Below are 21,007 nucleotides of genomic sequence, written 5' to 3' on the forward strand. Positions count from 1 at the left end.
ATTTAAAGGATTGCAACAAGCCTTTTAAGGACGCATGATGAAAATTGTAATAGACTTAATGGGGGCTGACCATGGGGTTTTACCCATTATTGAGGGAGTCTCAAGGGCTTTAGAGAATAAGAGTTTTAGTGCGGTTTTAGTGGGGGATAAAGACAAAGCGACCCCTTTTATTTCTAAAGAGTTAGCCAGCAAAGTGGAAATGATCCACACGCAAGATTATATTAAAATGGAAGAAGCCGCCACCGAGGCGATTAAGCGTAAGGAATCTTCCATTTACTTGGGCATGGATATTCTAAAAAATGGGGCTGACGCTTTGATTTCAGCGGGGCATAGTGGGGCGACTATGGGTTTAGCGACCTTGCGTTTAGGGCGTATCAAGGGGGTTGAAAGGCCTGCTATTTGCACTTTAATGCCTAGCGTTGGCAAACGCCCTAGCGTGCTGTTAGACGCGGGAGCGAACACGGATTGCAAGCCTGAGTATTTGATTGATTTTGCTCTTATGGGGTATGAATACGCTAAAAGCGTGCTGCATTATGATAGCCCTAAGGTGGGTCTTTTGAGTAATGGCGAAGAAGATATTAAAGGGAACATGCTCGTTAAAGAAACGCATAAAATGCTGAAAGCTTATGACTTCTTTTATGGCAATGTGGAGGGGAGCGATATTTTCAAAGGGGTTGTGGATGTGGTGGTTTGCGATGGCTTTATGGGGAATGTGGTCTTAAAGACAACAGAAGGGGTCGCTAGCGCAATAGGCTCTATTTTTAAAGATGAAATTAAAAGCTCTTTTAAATCTAAAATGGGGGCTTTGATGCTTAAGAATGCGTTTGGTATTTTAAAACAAAAAACCGATTACGCTGAATATGGGGGGGCACCGCTTTTAGGCGTGAATAAAAGCGTGATCATTAGCCATGGCAAGAGCAACGCTAGAGCGATTGAATGCGCGATTTATCAGGCTATTAGCGCTGTTGAAAGTCAGGTTTGTTTGAGAATCACTCAAGCGTTTGAGAGCTTGAAGCCTAGCGTTTCTGCACATCAAAGCGATCAGCAAGACGCTTAAAGATGACTATTTTAAGGGGATTGAATGGAATTTTACGCCTCTCTTAAATCCATTGCGATGCATGTTCCAAACGAGTGTGTGAAAAATGCAGAGTTCCAGCAATTTTTGGATACCAGCGATGAATGGATAGAAAAAAGGACCGGTATCAAAGAACGCCGTTTCGCTAGTAATGAAGAAAAAAGCAGCGATTTAGGGGTAATAGCGGCTAAACAGGCCATAGAGAGAGCGCATTTAACCCCACAAGACATTGATTTGGTGGTTGTAGCGACCTTAAGCCCTGATTTTTTGGCCATGCCTTCAACCGCTTGCGTGTTGAGCGCGAAATTAGGCATTGAAAACAAACCGGCGTTTGATATTTCAGCCGCTTGCACGGGTTTTATTTATTTATTATCGGTGGCTAAGGCTTATGTTGAGAGCGGGATGTGCGAAAATGTGCTGATTGTGGGGGCAGAAAAAACGAGCAGCGTGTTAGATTTTAAAGATAGGGGGACTTGTATTTTATTTGGCGATGGGGCTGGGGCGTGCGTGATAGGCAGAACCAAGCATTTAAAAGAAAGCATTTTAGATGTGCAGATTTCAGCGAATGGGAATTTTTCTAATTATCTTTATACGCCAAGGACTCTAAAACCCACGCCCTTTAACGCTAAAGAAGAAGCTTTAGAGCCTTTTTTGTGCATGAAAGGCAATGAAGTGTTTAAACTAGCGGTAAAAACGCTTTTAAAAGATGTGGAAATGATCTTAGAAAAAAACGCTCTCAAACCTGAAGATGTGCGTTTGTTTATCCCGCATCAAGCTAATTTTAGGATTATTCAAGCGGTGCGGGAGCATTTGGATTTTAAAGATGAGCAAGTGGTTTTAACCGTCCATAAATACGGCAACACTTCAGCAGCCAGTATCCCTATGGCCATGTGTGAAGCTTATGAAGAGGGTCGTTTGAAAAAGGGCGATTTAATGCTTTTAGACGCTTTTGGTGGGGGATTGACTTGGGGTTCAGCGTTGGTGTATTTTGGAGGGTAAAAAGGATTGAAGGAGTATTGATGAAAAAGATGATTTTTTTATTTTTAGTGGTGTTGGGGGGTTTAGAAGCGCAAAGCGATTATTGTAGCGATCATTGCGAAGGCACTCCAGATAGCCGTATCCCTCCTATGGGGTTTCATTTTAGTTTTGTGCATTCAGTGAAATATTACTTGCAAGATCCGCAACAGCGTGATCACAAGCTTAAAAAATGCCATGAGGCCTTTGATTCGACTCTTAAGGTTAATTTTATTACGAAGTCTTTTAAAAAGGATTGCAAGCATGCGCAAATGGCTTTAGAGCAGTCCCAACAAAAGACTCCATGAGAGGTTTTGGTCGCTTTGTGGCAAAATTCTTTTTTAAATTTTATCCCACTAGTGCAAAAAACTCTGCCCTTTAGGTCGCAAGATGCAAACACATAGCCGTTAGGCTAAAATAGGTTAAAATACCACTAGTCTTTTATAGGGTAGGAAATGTCCATGCAGACTTTAAAAAACAAAGCCTTTCGTGTTAGCATTCAATGGAATGCTTTAGTTAGGAAGCTCCTTCCTTTAGAAAGGGGCACTCTCACGGAGTGATCTAGCTAGAAAGCCCCTTGTTTGAGGAAGGGGCGGTTTCACTGAGAAAACTTGTGGTAATACTCGCCCTTGTCCGTGATGATTTTAACTTCTAACAATTGGTTGGGCTTGCAATCTAGGCGGTAAAATATCTGTTGTGAATACTTTAATTCATGATCAAAGAGTTTTTCTTTTTTAAACTTATCGCCCAATTTGGGTTCCACTTTTTTAGTCGCTTCGCATGAATTTCCCCTATTAACAATAAGATTTTTAATCACCACTGGTTCATTGTTCATAGAAGTGATGCTTAAAAGACTGGAATTCGTCATTTTCCCCATGAGTTTCCCCCCGGTCGCGCGATAATCCAATTTGAAATCCAAATCCTTTGCCCCCACACAAACACCGCTTATCATTAGCAAACTCAAACACATTTTTTTAAACATCAAAATCCTTTCACTTATAATATTTGTGGGGTATTATAATCAAATTTGATATACCCTTTTCTAATCGTTGGGTTGTTTTACTCTTTCTTTTATCCACTCAAACAATTTTAGAAAATTCTTTTTTGTTTCTTCACTCACCACATCATCTTTCTCGCTATATAAGAGCCTTGTTTTGAACGCCATGACCAATTCCATGCGTTTGTTTTTGGCGTATTTTTCTTTATCGTTTGCGCTGAAACAATCTTCAATTTGTTTGAAATTTTCATCGCAACTTGAGAGCTGTAAGATTGTGATAGGATCAGGCATTTCTTCATTAGCTCTTTTGAATTGCTCGCTTTTTGCTTTTTGTGGGTCAGAGCCATCTTTTCTATCATCATCTATCAAAACAATAGGGTTGTTGTCCAATTTGCGGAGTTTTTGAATGGTTTTTTGCATGTTTGTTTGATTGTCTTTAAGCCCTGAAATGGGTAAGAAAGTGAAAGAAATGGGGTCGTTTTTGAATCCTCGCTCATTGAAATACAATTTGAAAGCACTCAAATAGCAATAATCGGTGATGCCTTCTACAAAAATGATTCGGTGTTTTTTTTGGGTTGTGAAAAACATGCTGGCCCACCCCTAAAGAGCGTTTGATTTGATACAAGGCATCGGAGTCTTTGCTCGCATTATTTAGGGGATAGTTAAAGTTATTTTTAATCGCAGAGCCTTCTGCTTCTTTTTCTACAATCCTTATTTCATCTAAGTGATCCGTATCCACTAAAAAGGGGTCATGGGTGGCTAAAACAAAAGTAACATGATTTTTATGAGCGTATTCTTTTAAAAATTTCCTAAACTCTTTCCTGGCTGGCACGCTCAAGTGGGTGGCTGGCTCGTCCATGATATAGATAATATTCTTGTTGAAACTAAAATTTGATCCTACATTATAGAGAAAGCCAAACATGAAATTAAACGCCCATTGAAAACCGCTACTTTGCTCACTTAAAATGATTGGTTTTTGATTGTCGGATTTTCTGCAATCATGAATTTCAAGTTTTATTTCATATGGTGCATATTTCTCTCCAAAAAACTTATTGTTGTGCCGAACACGAATTTTTAATTGGTAATTATCTTGAGGACTATCTTGAGCGATCGCTAAAAGCTTGTTAAATTCTTTTGCGATTAAAGAATCTATTCTTGATTGCATGTTGTATTCCATGATTTCTATAAGACTTACTTCAACCATCAAGGGAGATGCATCATCTTTAGAAAATGTGAGTTGCACCATATTATTATCGCTATGATACTCACACTTTGAAAAAGGATAATCTGATCGCTTGATCTCTTTTAATAACTCTTGGTTGATTTCTTGTAAGTATTTTTCAGGGATAACAAACGATTTGTTAAGACTAAAATAAATTTCTAGATCATTATTTTTATCAAATTTTATTTGTAATGTTCGCTTAGTTTCTAAACTATGCCAAATTATATCAGGATTAAAATCTATTTTATTAAATAATGGCTGAAAGAACAAATGTGCAAAAAATTGAGAATAAACATCCTCAAATAACTTGATCTTAAGATCATTATCTGTGATTTTTAGGTCTTTGTATTCTCTCATGGTTGGCACGAATTTATTAAATTCATGAGATGAGCCCTTGTTTAGGTGAAAGCCAAACGCTGTATAAGGGTTACACTCTCGGCTATATTCTGCGAACTCAGAATAATTTTTACTTTGTTTGAATTTTCCCTTGTTGTCCTCAAATTTTTCTTTGATTTCTTTAAGATTTTTGGGGAACAAACGAGCGCCACTCTCATTGTCTAAAATTTTTATACTCTCCCACAGAGATATTTTTGCTGATTTCAAAAGATCATCGTATTGGTATCGCCTAATTTTTGAATTTGATAACAATTCCATTTTTTCCAAATAAAACTGGCACATCATGTATTTCATATCTTTAGACTCATCATTAACAACATGGCTTGCTACATACTCTTTGCATGTTTGTTGGATATTATCCAGCAAAACATCATCATTAAACTCTAGCGTTTTTTGATTTTCGCAGTAACCTTCAATTTTTTGGATCAGTAACTCTTTTTTTCGCTCAAAATCCTTTCTTGCTTCATCATATTTCTTAACATTTGATTCAAACTCCTCAAATTGTTTTTTAAAATTTTCATTGATAGGGTATTTTTCGTCTATCTCTTTAATAATATCCTTAATCAACTCTGATGGTCTTTCTTGAGATTGTTTATTTTGTAAAACTTCAATTTTTGGTGTGAATTTTGTATTAGAGTCTTTAAAAATTTCATATAAAGCTTCTATCCTTTTTGAGATATATTCCACATCTTTCGGTTTGATTTCATTTTTACTAAGTTTTTCAAAATGAGAATAAATTTTTGCTAACTGATTTTGTCTGTTTTTCCCCATTATAAAAAATTGATTGGGTTTGTATTCTTTGTTAGGAGCGTTATGCTCTATAATTTCTCTCATGCACTGACAAAAAACTTTAATCAATTGATTGTTAGCGCTCAAATGTTTAATTAATTCTTTGAAAAGCAGATTGCGGTTTTGTTTAGTTGAAAATGCACTCAATTTCAATTTTTCTTTGTAGGATTTTAAAAACGAATCTAATGCGCCATAAGACATGATGAGGTTTATAAAACTCCCCACAAAAACACAAAAAGGATAGCTGATTAGTATTTTTGATAATTCTTTTAATCCTTCGCTATTTTCTTTAGTTTGGATCTTCAAATCCACGCAAGAAAAACCTGTGATTTTATGATCAAGGATTGTTTCTTCTTCTAGGCTCAAAATGGCGCCTTCAGACTCATGGGCTTTGAAATAATCTTCCTCACTACAAAGTTTGACATCCGCATCATTAAAGATTTTCAAAGCTTCTAAAACATTGCTTTTACCGACATTGTTTTCTCCCACCAAGATCACCAACCCCCCATGTTTTTCAAAACTTGAATTTAAAAGCAACTCTGCAGGCAAGTTTTTACCCAAATTCCTAAATCGGTGCAATTTCAAAACACGCTTATAAAATTTCATGCCCTATCCTTTTTTGAAAACGCAAATTTAATTTATAATGTAAAATTAAACAAAACATGCTATAAAGAAAATCCAAATACTATCATTTTAAGGATTAAAATGCTCACCCAAGAAGATGTCTTAAACGCGTTAAAAACGATTATTTACCCTAATTTTGAAAAGGATATTGTCAGCTTTGGTTTTGTCAAAAATATCGCTTTGCATGACAAGCAATTAGGGCTTTTAATAGAAATCCCCTCAAGCTCTGAAGAAACGAGCGCGATTTTAAGGGAAAATATCTCCAAAGCGATGCAAGAAATAGGTGTGAAGGCTTTGAATTTGGATATTAAAACCCCACCTAAACCGCAAGCCCCAAAGCCCACCGCTAAAAATCTGGCTAAAAACATTAAACATGTAGTTATGATAAGCTCTGGGAAAGGCGGTGTGGGTAAAAGCACCACCAGCGTGAATTTAAGCATCGCTTTAGCGAATTTGAACCAAAAAGTGGGGTTACTAGACGCTGATGTGTATGGCCCTAATATCCCCAGAATGATGGGCTTACAAAACGCTGATGTGATCATGGATCCTAGCGGTAAAAAACTCATTCCTTTAAAAGCTTTTGGCGTTTCTGTGATGAGCATGGGGCTTTTGTATGATGAAGGGCAGAGTCTCATTTGGAGAGGACCCATGCTTATGCGAGCGATTGAGCAGATGCTAAGCGATATTATTTGGGGGGATTTAGATGTGCTAGTGGTGGATATGCCCCCAGGAACAGGCGATGCGCAACTCACGCTAGCCCAAGCTGTGCCATTGAGCGCAGGAATTACTGTTACTACGCCTCAAATAGTGAGTTTAGATGACGCTAAACGGAGTTTGGACATGTTTAAGAAACTACACATTCCTATTGCAGGCATTGTAGAAAATATGGGGAGTTTTGTGTGTGAGCATTGCAAGAAAGAGAGTGAGATTTTTGGCTCAAATTCCATGAATGAATTGTTAGAAGCTTACCACACGCGGATTTTAGCCAAGCTCCCTTTAGAGCCTAAAGTGCGTTTAGGTGGGGATAGGGGCGAACCGATTGTGATCTCTCACCCTAACAGCGTGAGCGCTAAGATTTTTGAAAAAATGGCGCAAGATTTAAGCGCTTTTTTAGACAAAGTAGAAAAAGAAAAACTAGCCGATAACAAGGACATCCAGCCCACACAAACGCATGCTTGCTCGCATTAGTTTTAAAAAGGGTTTTAAAAAACCCTTTTAATGAATCGCTTCGCTTTTTGTTTGGCTTTAAAAAGCAAAAATTCTATAAGGAGTTTAGAAGAAAGCCTGGGCAGAAGAAATTCAAAAGAATGCCGCTTGTCTGAAAAAGACAGGATTTGATGAAGAGCGTGGATTTCTTTATCCTTGTTTTGAAGGGATTCAAAGAGGTGATCTAAAAAAGAAGCGTTAAAATAGGCGTCTTTAAAAGGCGTTTGAACTAGCGTTTCATGCCATTTTTTCGCGCCAATGACGCTGAAGAGTTTCCAGGGTTTATCGCCCCAAAAATGCAGCATGCACGCTTCTTTAATGCTAGGGAATGATGGCGTATCAAGGAAACTAGGGTGGGCATTGTAGGAATAAGGCAATTCTAAAATCCTCCCACGGCACACAAAACACAAAGCATCTTGATCGTTAAATAAAAGTTTTTCATTTTTCAAAAGGAAAAATCCAATCAATTGGTTTTCAAGATTTTCTTTACGCCATGATTTTAAATTTAAGGCTAAAAACCCGGCGTTAAAGTAGTTGTCAAAAAGGATTTGAGCTTCTTTTAAATCAGGGAAAGCGTCAGCGACACCGATAGATTTTGCGCGCATTTGGCGTAATTCGTATAAATCTTTAGCCGAATTTCTGTTCATAGCGATCAAATCTTTTTCTCTCACAGCCCCAAAATAATGATTATCAAGGGGGACAAAAAAGCTTTCGCTAATATCGCCCACAAACAAAGTGTCCACATCAAACATGATCATCTTATCGTATTTCGGGAAAAGGGAGGCAAAAAAGAAACGGCACATGATCATTTTAGAAAAGCGTTTTTGCGAAAAAGCATTGAGTTTTAAATACAATTTTTTAATTTCACTCGCTATTAAAGGATCAAGTTTGCGGTAATTATGGCGTGGTTCTAGTTCTTCATTAGAAATATCCAAAAACTCTATACTGGAAAAAGCGCTAAAAGGAGCGATCGTTTCTTCTAATTTGGTTATATTTTCTAGGCTTAAATCCTCCACCAAACAATGGATTTTATAAAAGAGTTTTACTCTCTCTCTCTCTCTCGTTTGGCGTGCGCTAGCATGGAATACAAACTCACGCCAGCAGGGATACAATAATTATTATCAAAAGCCACGACAATAGGGATAATCTCTTGCATGCGTAATCCTTAAATCTTTAAATTGAACCCGCTTTTTGTAAAAAAAGGGGGGAGATCTGTAATTTTATCGTTTTTTTTTTTTCAAAACGATAATGAGCGTATCAAAGCTTGTGGAGCGATGAAGCAAGAAAAAGCCCAATCGCTTTAGCGGTTGGGTAATCCATTCAGCTCCAATTTACAAGCGATTAAAATTTTTGTCCTATACTCCAAGCTTTCAAATTGAATAAAATTTAACCCTTTAAGATTTAAATGATGATAACCAAACAATCGTATCAAAAGTTCGCCTTAATGCGGGTTTTTGTGTTTTCGCTTTCGGCGTTTATTTTTAACACCACGGAGTTTGTCCCTGTCGCACTTCTGTCAGACATTGCGAAAAGCTTTGAAATGGAGAGTGCAACAGTGGGGCTTATGATCACTCTTTATGCGTGGGTGGTGTCTCTTGGCTCATTGCCTTTGATGCTATTTAGCGCTAAAATTGAAAGGAAACGCTTATTGCTTTTTCTTTTTGCTCTTTTTATTCTCAGCCATATCCTTTCAGCGTTAGCGTGGGATTTTTGGGTGCTACTCCTTTCTCGTATGGGCATCGCTTTTGCCCATTCTATTTTTTGGTCCATCACGGCTTCTTTAGTCATTCGTGTCGCGCCAAGAAATAAAAAACAACAGGCTTTAGGGCTGTTAGCGTTAGGGAGTTCGTTAGCGATGATTTTAGGGTTGCCGCTTGGGAGGATCATTGGGCAAATTCTAGATTGGCGCTCTACTTTTGGCGTGATCGGGGGCGTTGCGACTCTTATAATGCTACTTATGTGGAAATTGCTCCCGCATTTACCGAGTAGAAACGCAGGCACGCTCGCAAGTGTCCCTATATTAATGAAACGGCCGCTTTTAATGGGGATTTATTTGCTTGTGATCATGGTTATTTCTGGACATTTCACCACTTATAGCTATATTGAGCCTTTTATCATTCAAATCAGCCAATTTTCTCCTGACATTACAACGCTAATGTTGTTTGTGTTTGGGTTAGCAGGCGTGGCAGGGAGTTTTTTGTTCGGCCGTTTGTATGCGAAAAATTCAAGAAAATTTATCGCTTTTGCGATGGTTTTAGTCATTTGCCCGCAACTCTTGCTTTTTGTGTTTAAAAATTCAGAGTGGGTGGTTTTCTTGCAAATTTTCTTATGGGGGATTGGGATCACTTCGCTTGGGATTTCCTTGCAAATGAGGGTGTTACAGCTCGCACCAGATGCCACGGATGTTGCGAGCGCGATTTATTCGGGGAGCTATAATGTGGGGATTGGAGCAGGAGCATTGTTTGGCAGTATTGTGATCCACCAATTAGGGCTAGGGTATATTGGCTTTGTGGGTGGGGCTTTGGGGTTGTTGGCGCTATTTTGGCTTAGATTCATTACGATAAAGTTTAAAAAAACATAAAGAGCGTTAAAAGGATTAGCCCAATAAAGGAAATCCCTTTTTTGCTAAAAACCATTTTTTAAAATTTAATGATACGGCTTGAATCCAACCGCGCTAACGGACAGATTGTCTCTCTTTTTATGTTAAAATAGAAAAATTTGTCATAAATTTTAATGTGTGGTTTTTAAATGCTAAAAAAAAAGATTGATTTGCATAAAGATTCTATAAGAAAGCTCTTTTTTTATTATTTTATCCCTTTAGCTTTTTCTATGATTTCACTTTCCACTTACTCTATGATAGATGGCATGTTTGTGGGCAAGAAACTGGGTAAAGAAGCTATCGCTGCAGTCAATATCGCATGGCCTATTTTTCCAGGGCTTATTGCGTATGAATTGCTTTTTGGTTTTGGGGCAGCGAGTATTGTGGGGTATTTTTTGGGTCAAAATAAAACCCATAGGGCTAGGCTTGTGTTTAGCAGCGTGTTTTATTTTGTCGCTATAAGCGCCTTTATTTTGAGCATGGCGTTATTGCCGTTTAGTGAAACTATCGCGCGTTTTTTTGGGAGCAATGACGCTTTATTGGGCATGTCCAAACGCTACATTGAAATCATTTTAATGGGCGCGGTTTTTATGGTTTTGCACCCTTTGGCGGATGTTTTTGTGGTGAATGACAAACGCCCCATTTTAGCGATGGTAGCGATGTTAGTTGGCTCGTTAGCGAATATCTTTTTCAACTACTTGTTTATTTTTGTGTTGGAAGTGGGGGTTCAAGGCAGCGCGATAGCCACCGTGATAGGGCATGCGATAGGGGTTTTAGTCTTAATGCAGCATTTTTGGCGCAAAAAAGGGCAATTGTATTTCATCAAGCGTTTTTCTTTGTCTTCAGTCATTTCTTCAGCCAAAAGCGGCGTGCCTCAAAGCACGGCAGAATTTAGCGCTTCTATTATGATTTTATTGTTTAATACCGCTATCATGCACACTGCAGGGGAAAGGTTTGTGAGCATGTATGGGATCGTTATGTATAATGCGATTGTCTTTTTTACGACTTTGTTTGCGATTTCTCAAGGCATCCAACCGATCGCGAGCTTTAGCTATGGGGCTAGAAATTTAGAATGCGTGAAAGAGGTGTTTGCCTTTGGTTTGAAAGCGGCGTTTTGTATAGGGATTGTTTTCTATGGCGCTTATTATTTCTTAGATGAATTTTTAATCAAGCTTTATTTGCAGCCAAGCGAACAAGACCCCCTTTTTATGCAAGAGACTAAAAGAGCGATGAATATTTATTATGTGGGCTATGTTTTTTTAGGCATGACTTTGTTGTGCGCGGTGTTTTTCCAATCCATCCAACGCGCTAAAAGTTCGTTTATTATCACCCTTTCGCACACGCTAGGGTTTATTATTGTCCTATTGCCGATTTTAAGCCATTTCTATGGGATTGATGGGGTTTGGGTAACTTACCCTATCGCGCAATTTTTAGCGTTTTTAGTAGCGTTAGGGGTAACTTATTACGAAATCAAAAAAGGGGTTTTTACCACTTATAAAGAGAAAAACCCTATCGCTTTGAAAACTTAACCAATAAATAAGGTAAAATTAAGACATGCATGCAGAATTTTTCACTTTCGCGCTCATCATGCTTTTAATTGTGATGGCCCCTTATATGTCTAGAATCTCTCGTTTGCCTATCACGGTTGTGGAGATTTTATTTGGATCGGTTGGGGCGTATGCGGGTTTTATTGAGCCTACTAAGGGCTTTGAAATCATGTCCGAAATTGGCTTTTTGTTTTTAATGTTTTTGTGCGGTTTGGAAGTGGAAATTTATTTGTTTAAAAAATTAGGGGTTTCTCTTTTAAAACGCATTTTTGCTTATCTGTTGATTTTATACACGCTTTCATTCATTCTTACTTTTAGCCTTAATTTAGAGCCTATTTTTATGGTGATTTTCCCCATTATTAGTTTGGGCATGATCATGACTTTAGTCAAAGATTATCGTAAAGAGATTTTGTGGCTTGATTTGGTTTTAAAAGTGGGCGTTATTGGGGAATTGTTAAGCATTTTTGGTTTGGTGGTCGTGGATGGGGTGTATTCGCATGGTTTGGGCATGGATTTGATTAAAGATTTAGGCATTCTTATTGTTTTTTTAATCTTAATTATCGTGGCGTTTCAAATCTTTAAGACTTTGTTTTGGTGGTTCCCGCATTTAAAGCTTTTTGTGATGCCTAAAAGCAGTCAGTTTAACCAAGATGTGCGTTTTTCGCTCATGCTCTTTTTTTCCTTGGTTGCGATCGTGGTGTGGCTCAAAATAGAAATGGTTTTAGGGGCGTTTCTAGCAGGGTTAGTCGTTTCTACTTTTTTCCCTCACAAATCAGAGCTAATCCACAAGCTCAATGATGTGGGTTTTGGGTTTTTTGTGCCTTTGTTTTTCATCCATGTAGGCTCTACTTTAGACTTAAAATTAGTGTTTTTAAACCCGCATTTGATCCTCCAAGGGGTATTGATTGTCATAGCGATGTTGAGTTTGCACTTGATCACTTCAACCTTATTGTGGCGCAAATACTTTAAAGAAGCCAAGCATTTATTTTCATTCGCCTTAGGGGCTTCTATGCCTTTAACTTTTTTAGTAACCACTGCAGCAGTTGGTTTAAAAGCGCAAGCGATCTCGCAAAACACCTACTACGCGTTGCTCATGGCGGCTATCTTTGAAGGGGTATTATTCACGATTGCGATCAAAATACTCAACAAAAAAGCTTAAATGAAAGCTTAAGCGTCTAAATATCTAGCGTCGCTAAAGCTGCTCGCTTGGACATTATTGAACGCATTCTCTAAGCTATCAAAGAAACGAGGGTGCAAGTTTTGCATTTCTTTTAAGAAATTTTTGGTGGCTAATCGCGCGATAGGGGGCTTATCAGAGGTGGGCTGTTTGGCCGGGCAATTGCAATCAGGGGCGACGGGGATATTTTGAGAAGTGACAAAATGAATGCTGCTGGCTTCTCGAACCTTAATCAAAGGGCGGATCACCAATAAGCCGTTTTCAGCCCTATAAATGGGGGGCATGCTCCTTAAACTCCCATTATAAGTGAAATTCATAAAAAAGCTCTCCACCGCATCATCTAAATGGTGCGCGATAGCGACTTTATTATAGCCTTCTTCTAAAGCTTTAGAATACAAAGTCCCTCTCCTCAAACGAGAGCAAAACGAACAAAATGAGCTTTTTTCACGGCGTTTTTCGTTGATCGTGGCAGCGATTTGGGTGTAAATGATCTCATGCTCAATGCCTTGCTCTTGGCACAAATCGCTCAACCATTTCAAATCTTCACCCAAACCATAATGCACGGTAACCGCTTTAAAATCAAATTTGAAAGGGGCATGTTTTTGCATCCTAGCTAAGATGCAAGCGAGCATGATAGAATCCTTGCCCCCACTCAATCCTAATAAGACTTTATCGCCTTCTTCTATGAGTTTGTAAGTGGCGTTGGTCTTGCCCACAATGTGTAAGACTTTTTTAGAAATTTCATAGGCCATTTTTGATCCTTGATTGTTTTATTTTCTAAAGTTTTGCGCTAAGCGAATGATTTCTTCTTCGCTAATGTGATCGGAATTATATTTCACAATAATGATTTCTTCGCTAATATTAACATACCATTCAATGATTTTGTCCTCTAAAGTTTCAAATTTTTCCTCATTATAAGCGTCTAAGGGGAAATAGACGTTTTTTTGCTTGGAAGGGTTGTTGAGTAAAAAGAGCGATAGTCCCCAAATAAGCCCTAAAGCTACAATAATTAAGCTTGTGTTAGAAACGCCTAAATGATGATAACTCAACCCCCCGCTCACGCCCCCAACAAAGCTCCCTAAATAGCCAAAAGTAGTGAATTGCCCTAAAACCTTGCCTTTTTCATGCGCTCTGGCGAATTTAGACGCTAAAGATTGCATGATAGGCTCTAAGGTGGCAAAGCCAATAAAGAAAAACGCCACCCCAACAATAAAGAGCCATAAATATTTCCCTAAAAAGCTAGAGTCGGCTAAAAACAAGCACAAATAACTCATAATAAACAATAATACGCCAGAAAGCATCACCCCTTTAGGCTTATTGTATTTTTCAGCCATAACGCTCGCTATTCCCATGCTTAAAACCCCTAATAAGGCTCCAGGCACATACACTAAGATCAAAAAGCTTTCATCTTTATGGAATTCATTCACTAAGGCTAAAGGGATCAGCACAAAAATAAGCGTCATGAACGCTTTTTCAAAAAAAGAGCTTAGATATAAAAGATACAAGGCTTTAGAGTTGGGTTGGTAAGCTTTTATGTTTTTGATTTGGTAAGAAATTTTAGGGGCGTCTTTGACTTTTAAAAGCATTAACAAACTCAATAAAGTTAAGATCGCCGTGAGCAAGAAGAGCCATTTTGCCCCCCCAAAAAACGCCACAACCCCAGGGCCAATCGCCATGCTTATAGTGAAGCTAATGAAAATAAACGCCCCCATGATCGCCATGGCTTTGGTGCGCTCTTCTTCTTTCACTTCATCCGCCACCATCGCGCTAACAACCCCCCCTAAAGCCCCCATGCCTTGAATGAAACGCCCTATAACGAGCCAAACAATATCGTTCGCCATAAAGCACACTAACGATCCAGCTAAAAACAACAACAAGCACACCATAACCACCACTTTACGGCCGATTTTATCGCTAAGAATGCCCATGGGGGTTTGAAAAATAATTTGCGTGAGATACGCTCCGCCCACAGCCAACCCCACGAGTAAGGGGCTGCTTGAATGGAAACTATCCGCATACAAACTAATGACCGGCAAAACAATAAAAAGCCCTAAAAACCGCAACGACGACACTAACGCTAATGGAAAAATTTTCTTAAACATGCATAGTATTTTACAAGAAAATCTCTAATTTCTATCATTAATTTAGGAAAGTAGGATTGATAATAAAAGTTTAATTTTAATGGATTTTTAAGAAAATTTTTTGTATAATCTCATTCTTTATTTTTATAAAATTGCTTGTGTCAAGGTAGCTCAGCTGGTTTAGAGCGCTGGTCTCATAAGCCGGAGGTCGGGGGTTCAAGTCCCCCTCTTGACACCATGATTTGATTTAAACTTCATTTAATATTCATTTAATCTTTTTTTTAGCAAACCTAAACTACAATAGCCTTGCATCTTTTAATTTCTTAAATTAGGGATTTGACGATGATTTTTAGCTCTCTTTTTAGTGTTGTAGGGATGGCGGTGCTTTTTCTTATTGCTTGGGTGTTTTCTAGCAATAAAAGGGCTATAAATTATCGCACGATTGTCAGCGCCTTTGTGATCCAAGTGGCTTTAGGGGCGTTGGCTTTATATGTGCCTTTGGGTAGGGAAATGTTGCAAGGCTTAGCTAGCGGCATACAAAGCGTGATTTCTTACGGCTATGAGGGGGTGCGTTTCTTGTTTGGCAATCTCGCTCCAAACGCTAAGGGCGATCAAGGGATAGGAGGCTTTATCTTTGCGATCAATGTTTTAGCGATCATTATCTTTTTTGCTAGCTTGATTTCACTTCTATATCATTTAAAAATCATGCCTTTATTTATCAATCTCATCGGTGGGGCGTTGCAAAAATGCTTAGGCACTTCTAAAGCAGAAAGCATGAGCGCAGCGGCTAATATTTTTGTGGCGCACACAGAAGCGCCCTTAGTCATTAAACCTTATTTGAAAAGCATGAGCGATTCAGAGATTTTTGCGGTCATGTGCGTGGGCATGGCTAGCGTTGCGGGGCCTGTGTTAGCCGGGTATGCGAGCATGGGCATTCCTTTGCCTTATTTAATCGCCGCATCGTTTATGTCCGCTCCTGGGGGGTTGTTGTTCGCTAAAATCATTTACCCGCAAAACGAAACCATTTCTAGCCATGCAGATGTTTCTGCAGAAAAGCATGTCAATGCCATAGAAGCTATCGCTAATGGGGCAAGCACAGGGCTAAATTTAGCCTTGCATGTGGGAGCGATGCTTTTAGCCTTTGTGGGGATGCTCGCGCTCATTAACGGGCTTTTAGGGGTTGTAGGGGGGTTTTTAGGCATGGAGCGTTTGTCTTTAGGGTTGATTTTAGGCACGCTCTTAAAACCCTTAGCCTTTATGCTAGGCATTCCTTGGAGCCAGGCCGGGATTGCCGGAGAAATCATAGGCATTAAAATCGCGCTCAATGAATTTGTGGGCTATATGCAATTTTTACCTTATTTGGGCGATAACCCTCCTTTAATCTTGAGCGAGAAAACTAAAGCGATCATCACTTTTGCGTTGTGCGGGTTTGCTAACTTAAGTTCAGTCGCCATGCTGATTGGGGGGCTTGGCAGTTTAGTGCCTAAAAAGAAGGAACTCATTATAAGGTTTGCTTTAAAAGCGGTGCTTGTAGGCACGCTTTCTAATTTCATGAGCGCGACTATCGCCGGGTTATTCATAGGACTAAACGCTCATTAAAAGGACAAAACATGCAAAAAAGAGTAATAATCTTATTATTAGATTCTTTTGGTATAGGGGCTAGCGAAGACGCTAAAGATTTTGGCGATTTGGGGGCGAACACTTTAGGCAATATCGCTAAGGCTTGTTTTAACAACTTGGCTGATTCTAACGATCGCAATGGGGCTTTGAAACTGCCTTATTTAGAGAGTTTGGGTTTAGGGTTGAGCGCTCTAAAAGCCGCAAATGAATTGCCCTTAGGCTTTCAATCCCAACCTAATTTAATAGGGGCTTACGCTTACGCCAAAGAACTTTCTAACGCTAAGGATACGATTTCTGGACATTGGGAGATGATGGGTGCGCCCGTTCTTTTTGAATGGGGGTATTTTAAAGACAAAAATGATTCGTTTCCTAAAGAAATTTTAGATGAAATCATGCACAAAACTAAGATTAAGGGCTATTTAGGGAATTGCCACGCATCAGGGACAGAAATCATTAAAGATTTAGGCGAAAAGCATTTAGAAACTTTATACCCCATTTTTTACACTTCAGCGGATTCGGTGTTTCAAATCGCTGCACATGAAGAAAAATTTGGGCTGGATAACTTATACGCCCTTTGTGAAGAAGCGTTTCAAATTCTAGAGCCGTTAAAGATTGCCAGAGTGATCGCACGCCCCTTTATTGGCGCAAACAGAGGGGATTTCAAACGCACCGCTAAGCGCAAAGACTATGCGATAAAGCCCCATAAAAAATTGCTTTTTGAAACATTCATTGAAGAAAAGCAAGGCGAAGTCATCAGCATTGGAAAAATCGCTGATATTTACGCTCATGTGGGGATCACTCAAAAGTTCAAAGCCGGTAGTTTGATGGAGCTATGCGATGTTACTTTAGAGCGAGTCAAAAACGCCCCAAATAACAGCTTGATTTTTACAAATTTTGTGCATTTTGATAGCGATTATGGGCATCGGCGCGATGTTAGCGGGTATGCTAACACTTTAGAGTATTTTGATGTGCGTTTAAAAGAGGTTTTAGACAATTTAAGGGAAAACGATTTGCTCATTCTTTGCGCCGATCATGGGTGTGATCCTAGCTTTAAAGGTACCGATCACACACGAGAATATATTCCTGTTTTGTTCTATCACAAGGATTTACAACCAGCCTTTTTAGGTAAGAGCGAGTCGTTTGCGGATATTGGGCAAAGTATCGCTTATTTTTTGGGATTAAGCCCCTTAGATTATGGCAAAAACTTATTAAACTTTAAAGGACAACCATGACCCCTCACATCAACGCCAAAATCGGCGATTTTTATCCTCAATGCCTTTTATGCGGCGATCCCTTAAGGGTGAGCTACATTGCGAAAAAATTTTTACAAGACGCCAAAGAGATCACGAATGTGCGTAACATGCTAGGCTTTAGCGGGAAATATAAGGGTAAGGGGATTTCTTTAATGGGGCATGGCATGGGTATTGCGTCATGCACGATTTATGTAACGGAGCTCATTAAAACCTATCAGGTTAAAGAACTTTTAAGGATTGGCACTTGCGGGGCGATTAGCCCAAAAGTTGGCCTGAAAGACATTATCATGGCGACTGGGGCTTCAACGGATTCTAAAACCAATCGGGTGCGTTTTTTAAACCACGATTTGAGCGCGACGCCTGATTTTGAATTGAGTTTGAGAGCGTATCAAACAGCAAAGCGTTTGGGCATTGATTTGAAAGTGGGCAATGTCTTTTCAAGCGATTTTTTCTATTCTTTTGAAACGCATGCCTTTGATTTGATGGCCCAATACAACCACTTGGCTATTGAAATGGAAGCGGCAGGGTTATACGCCACGGCGATGGAATTGAGTGCTAAGGCTTTATGCTTATGCTCAGTCTCAGATCACTTGATCACTAAAGAAGCCTTAAACCCTAAAGAAAGGGTAGAAAGCTTTGATAACATGATAATTCTGGCTTTAGAGATGATGGGTTAACGATCTTTTTAAACTTTATTTTTTGCCCCCATAAGTTAAGGATAAAATTTAAAGGAAAACCCTTAAAGCTAAAAGCCTTAAGGGAACTTTGGAAAAACTAAAGCTATCGTTTTACAGAAACTTCGTTTTACAAAACTACCGCTTCAATAAAACAACAACTTTACACCCCAAAAACGAAATTTCAAGGTATAAGGTATAATGTTTTCCAAGAGTTTTTACCATTTTCTGTTTTCATGGCAAACTCCCATTAAAAATTATCCCCATAATTGCACTTATGGGGGCGTTTATTTTACAACAATCTTTCTAAAACCAAATCCCAATTAAATAAAAACACTCTTAAAAGCTTGATTGAACATGTCAAAACACCCTAAAACTTTTTTTGAAATTCAATAAATTTATGCTATAATTAAACGCATTGTAAATAAATTCTCATTTTGATACATTTTTACAATAAAACATTACTTTAAGGAACATTTTATGAAAAAAACAAAAAAAACGATTCTGCTTTCTCTAACTCTTGCGTCATCATTGCTCCATGCTGAAGACAATGGCGTTTTTTTAAGCGTGGGCTATCAAATCGGTGAAGCGGTTCAAAAAGTGAAAAACGCCGACAAGGTGCAAAAACTTTCAGACGCTTATGAAAAATTAAGCAGGCTTTTAACCAACGATAATGGCTCAGGCTCAAAGACAAGTGCGCAAGCGATCAACCAAGCGGTTAATAATTTGAACGAACGCGCAAAAACTTTAGCCGGTGGGACAACCAATTCCCCTGCCTATCAAGCCACGCTTTTAGCGTTGAGATCGGTGTTAGGGCTATGGAATAGCATGGGTTATGCAGTCATATGCGGAGGCTATACCAAAAGTCCAGGCGAAAACAATCAAAAAAATTTCCACTACACCGATGAGAATGGCAACGGCACTACAATCAATTGCGGTGGGAGCACAAATAGTAATGGCACTCATAGTTCTAGTGGCACAAATACATTAAAAGCAGACAAAAATGTTTCTCTATCTATTGAGCAATATGAAAAAATCCATGAAGCTTATCAGATTCTTTCAAAAGCTTTAAAACAAGCCGGGCTTGCTCCTTTAAATAGCAAAGGGGAAAAGTTAGAAGCGCATGTAACCACATCAAAGTATCAACAAGATAATCAAACTAAAACGACAACTTCTGTTATTGATACGACTAATGATGCGCAAAATCTTTTGACTCAAGCGCAAACGATTGTCAATACCCTTAAAGATTATTGCCCCATGTTGATAGCGAAATCTAGTAGCAATGGTGGAACTAATGGCACAAACACCCCTTCATGGCAAACAGCCGGTGGTGGCAAAAATTCATGCGCGACTTTTGGCACGGAGTTTAGTGCCGCTTCAGACATGATTAATAATGCGCAAAAAATCGTTCAAGAAACCCAACAACTCAGCGCCAACCAACCAAAAAATATCACACAGCCCCAAAATCTCAACCTTAACACCCCTAGCAGTCTTACGGCTTTAGCTCAAAAAATGCTCAAAAACGCGCAATCTCAAGCAGAAATTTTAAAACTAGCCAATCAAGTGGAGAGCGATTTTAACAAACTTTCTTCAGGCCATCTTAAAGACTACATAGGGAAATGCGATGCGAGCGCTATAAGCAGTGCGAATATGACAATGCACAATCAAAAGAACAATTGGGGGAACGGGTGTGCTGGCGTGGAAGAAACTCTGTCTTCATTAAAAACAAGCGCCGCCGATTTTAACAACCAAACGCCACAAATCAATCAAGCGCAAAACCTAGCCAACACCCTTATTCAAGAACTTGGCAACAACCCTTTTAGGAATATGGGCATGATCGCTTCTTCAACCACGAATAACGGCGCCTTGAATGGCCTTGGGGTGCAAGTGGGTTATAAGCAATTTTTTGGAGAAAAGAAAAGATGGGGGTTAAGGTATTATGGTTTCTTTGATTACAACCACGCCTACATCAAATCCAATTTCTTTAACTCGGCTTCTGATGTTTGGACTTATGGGGTGGGTAGCGATTTATTGTTTAATTTCATCAACGATAAAAACACCAACTTTTTAGGTAAAAACAACAAGATTTCTTTTGGGCTTTTTGGAGGCATTGCCTTAGCAGGGACTTCATGGCTTAATTCTCAATTTGTGAATTTAAAAACCATCAGCAATGTCTATAGCGCTAAAGTGAATACGGCTAATTTCCAATTTTTATTCAATTTAGGCTTGAGAACCAATCTCGCTAGACCTAAGAAAAAAGATAGCCATCATGCGGCTCAACATGGCATGGAATTGGGCGTGAAAATCCCTACCATTAACACGAATTACTATTCTTTTCTAGACACCAAACTAGAATACCGAAGGCTTTATAGCGTGTATCTCAATTACGTGTTTGCTTATTAAAAGCTCTCTTTTTAAAAAAGGGGGGTTAAACTTCTAAAAAACCTCTAAAGCTAAAAATTTTCAAAAAACAATGATTAAACTCTAAAAAAGAAATTTCAAGGTATAATGCTTGTGCCACTTTTAATTTTCCATGGCAAACTCCTTTTTAGAATTTATCCCCATAACCGCTCTTATGGGGGCGTTTGTTTTACAACAATCTTTTCAAATTTAAAAAAACGCTCTCTCAAAAACCACTAAAGAGTAAAATTACCTTACAAGATGAGCTTTTTTGCGATTTTCGTTAAAACGATTATTTTTTAGCGGAGTTTTTAAAAAAAAGGGTTTTTTACT

14 protein-coding genes, 1 tRNA gene and 3 pseudogenes are annotated in these 21,007 nt (G+C 38.8%); 12 read left to right on the top strand and 6 right to left on the bottom strand.

Annotated elements, in window-relative coordinates:
• Positions 1–37: 37 nt before the first annotated feature.
• The 3 genes from plsX to QAP06_RS01855 are packed head-to-tail and all read left to right on the top strand — an operon-like array spanning position 38 to position 2,397.
• Positions 38–1,057: a phosphate acyltransferase PlsX gene (gene plsX / locus QAP06_RS01845; protein WP_001915205.1), complete on the top strand. Its 1,020-nt coding sequence runs from the start codon at positions 38–40 to the stop codon at positions 1,055–1,057.
• Between the two features lie 24 nt (positions 1,058–1,081).
• Positions 1,082–2,074, top strand: coding sequence for a ketoacyl-ACP synthase III (locus QAP06_RS01850; RefSeq protein ID WP_050825646.1), 993 nt, complete (start codon positions 1,082–1,084; stop codon positions 2,072–2,074).
• Between the two features lie 20 nt (positions 2,075–2,094).
• Positions 2,095–2,397, top strand: coding sequence for a hypothetical protein (locus QAP06_RS01855; protein ID WP_140471723.1), 303 nt, complete (start codon positions 2,095–2,097; stop codon positions 2,395–2,397).
• A 290-nt stretch (positions 2,398–2,687) separates the two neighbouring features.
• Here the strand turns inward: QAP06_RS01855 and QAP06_RS01860 are convergent, their stop codons facing one another.
• Both QAP06_RS01860 and QAP06_RS01865 read right to left on the bottom strand, forming a co-directional pair.
• Positions 2,688–3,071 carry a hypothetical protein gene (locus tag QAP06_RS01860; RefSeq protein ID WP_000473917.1) on the bottom strand — a complete coding sequence of 128 codons (384 nt, stop codon included), beginning with the start codon at positions 3,069–3,071 and terminating at the stop codon, positions 2,688–2,690.
• Between the two features lie 14 nt (positions 3,072–3,085).
• A pseudogene (locus QAP06_RS01865) lies at positions 3,086–6,099 on the bottom strand (AAA family ATPase).
• On the opposite strand from QAP06_RS01865, the gene QAP06_RS01870 reads away from it, so the two are divergent.
• Positions 6,088–7,305 carry an Mrp/NBP35 family ATP-binding protein gene (locus tag QAP06_RS01870; RefSeq protein ID WP_286467367.1) on the top strand — a complete coding sequence of 406 codons (1,218 nt, stop codon included), beginning with the start codon at positions 6,088–6,090 and terminating at the stop codon, positions 7,303–7,305. The pseudogene QAP06_RS01865 and the gene QAP06_RS01870 sit on opposite strands and share 12 nt — an antisense overlap.
• Positions 7,306–7,319: 14 nt before the next feature.
• On the opposite strand, the pseudogene QAP06_RS01875 reads toward QAP06_RS01870, so the two are convergent.
• Together QAP06_RS01875 and QAP06_RS01880 are read right to left on the bottom strand one after the other, a co-directional pair.
• Positions 7,320–8,357 (bottom strand): annotated as a pseudogene (locus QAP06_RS01875) (glycosyltransferase family 8 protein); the annotation flags it as partial.
• A pseudogene (locus tag QAP06_RS01880) lies at positions 8,353–8,479 on the bottom strand (glycosyltransferase family 8 protein). The pseudogenes QAP06_RS01880 and QAP06_RS01875, both read right to left, overlap by 5 nt.
• Before the next feature lie 249 nt (positions 8,480–8,728).
• Between QAP06_RS01880 and QAP06_RS01885 the strand changes: the two are divergent.
• The 3 genes from QAP06_RS01885 (at position 8,729) to QAP06_RS01895 (ending at position 12,628) form a co-directional block, all read left to right on the top strand.
• A complete protein-coding gene (locus QAP06_RS01885) occupies positions 8,729–9,904 on the top strand; it encodes a sugar transporter (protein ID WP_286466108.1) in 1,176 nt (391 codons plus the stop codon).
• A gap of 188 nt (positions 9,905–10,092) precedes the next feature.
• Entirely contained in the window at positions 10,093–11,451 is a 1,359-nt protein-coding gene (locus QAP06_RS01890) for an HP1184 family multidrug efflux MATE transporter (RefSeq protein WP_350317282.1), read from the top strand.
• Between the two features lie 25 nt (positions 11,452–11,476).
• Positions 11,477–12,628: a cation:proton antiporter gene (locus QAP06_RS01895; protein ID WP_000542860.1), complete on the top strand. Its 1,152-nt coding sequence runs from the start codon at positions 11,477–11,479 to the stop codon at positions 12,626–12,628.
• An 8-nt stretch (positions 12,629–12,636) separates the two neighbouring features.
• Here QAP06_RS01895 and QAP06_RS01900 read toward each other — a convergent pair whose 3' ends face one another.
• Both QAP06_RS01900 and QAP06_RS01905 read right to left on the bottom strand, forming a co-directional pair.
• Entirely contained in the window at positions 12,637–13,398 is a 762-nt protein-coding gene (locus QAP06_RS01900; protein ID WP_000312900.1) for a tRNA 2-thiocytidine(32) synthetase TtcA, read from the bottom strand.
• Positions 13,399–13,416: 18 nt separating this feature from the next.
• On the bottom strand, positions 13,417–14,709 hold the full coding sequence (locus tag QAP06_RS01905; protein WP_350317284.1) for an MFS transporter: 1,293 nt from the start codon (positions 14,707–14,709) through the stop codon (positions 13,417–13,419).
• 178 nt (positions 14,710–14,887) lie between these two features.
• Here QAP06_RS01905 and QAP06_RS01910 point away from each other — a divergent pair.
• The 5 genes from QAP06_RS01910 (at position 14,888) to hopQ (ending at position 20,677) form a co-directional block, all read left to right on the top strand.
• A tRNA-Met gene (locus tag QAP06_RS01910) sits at positions 14,888–14,965 on the top strand.
• A 104-nt stretch (positions 14,966–15,069) separates the two neighbouring features.
• Positions 15,070–16,326: a NupC/NupG family nucleoside CNT transporter gene (locus QAP06_RS01915; RefSeq protein ID WP_286466114.1), complete on the top strand. Its 1,257-nt coding sequence runs from the start codon at positions 15,070–15,072 to the stop codon at positions 16,324–16,326.
• An 11-nt stretch (positions 16,327–16,337) separates the two neighbouring features.
• Positions 16,338–17,579 carry a phosphopentomutase gene (locus tag QAP06_RS01920; RefSeq protein ID WP_286466117.1) on the top strand — a complete coding sequence of 414 codons (1,242 nt, stop codon included), beginning with the start codon at positions 16,338–16,340 and terminating at the stop codon, positions 17,577–17,579.
• Positions 17,576–18,277: a purine-nucleoside phosphorylase gene (gene deoD, locus QAP06_RS01925; protein WP_120943339.1), complete on the top strand. Its 702-nt coding sequence runs from the start codon at positions 17,576–17,578 to the stop codon at positions 18,275–18,277. Before QAP06_RS01920 ends, deoD begins: the two co-directional genes overlap by 4 nt.
• Before the next feature lie 477 nt (positions 18,278–18,754).
• A complete protein-coding gene (gene hopQ, locus QAP06_RS01930) occupies positions 18,755–20,677 on the top strand; it encodes a Hop family adhesin HopQ (protein ID WP_286466121.1) in 1,923 nt (640 codons plus the stop codon).
• Positions 20,678–21,007: the final 330 nt, after the last annotated feature.

It is taken from the genome of Helicobacter pylori (genome assembly GCF_030323545.1).
GTDB classification, from domain to species: Bacteria; Campylobacterota; Campylobacteria; order Campylobacterales; family Helicobacteraceae; genus Helicobacter; species Helicobacter pylori_CO.

What these genes read in the sequence shown, in the direction of transcription:
- plsX (WP_001915205.1), top strand. Translation starts at nt 38, where the DNA reads ATGAAAATTGTAATAGACTTAATGGGGGCTGACCATGGGGTTTTACCC.
- QAP06_RS01850 (WP_050825646.1), top strand. Translation starts at nt 1,082, where the DNA reads ATGGAATTTTACGCCTCTCTTAAATCCATTGCGATGCATGTTCCAAAC.
- QAP06_RS01855 (WP_140471723.1), top strand. Translation starts at nt 2,095, where the DNA reads ATGAAAAAGATGATTTTTTTATTTTTAGTGGTGTTGGGGGGTTTAGAA.
- QAP06_RS01860 (WP_000473917.1), bottom strand. Translation starts at nt 3,071, where the DNA reads ATGTTTAAAAAAATGTGTTTGAGTTTGCTAATGATAAGCGGTGTTTGT.
- QAP06_RS01885 (WP_286466108.1), top strand. Translation starts at nt 8,729, where the DNA reads ATGATGATAACCAAACAATCGTATCAAAAGTTCGCCTTAATGCGGGTT.
- QAP06_RS01895 (WP_000542860.1), top strand. Translation starts at nt 11,477, where the DNA reads ATGCATGCAGAATTTTTCACTTTCGCGCTCATCATGCTTTTAATTGTG.
- QAP06_RS01900 (WP_000312900.1), bottom strand. Translation starts at nt 13,398, where the DNA reads ATGGCCTATGAAATTTCTAAAAAAGTCTTACACATTGTGGGCAAGACC.
- QAP06_RS01915 (WP_286466114.1), top strand. Translation starts at nt 15,070, where the DNA reads ATGATTTTTAGCTCTCTTTTTAGTGTTGTAGGGATGGCGGTGCTTTTT.
- QAP06_RS01920 (WP_286466117.1), top strand. Translation starts at nt 16,338, where the DNA reads ATGCAAAAAAGAGTAATAATCTTATTATTAGATTCTTTTGGTATAGGG.
- deoD (WP_120943339.1), top strand. Translation starts at nt 17,576, where the DNA reads ATGACCCCTCACATCAACGCCAAAATCGGCGATTTTTATCCTCAATGC.
- hopQ (WP_286466121.1), top strand. Translation starts at nt 18,755, where the DNA reads ATGAAAAAAACAAAAAAAACGATTCTGCTTTCTCTAACTCTTGCGTCA.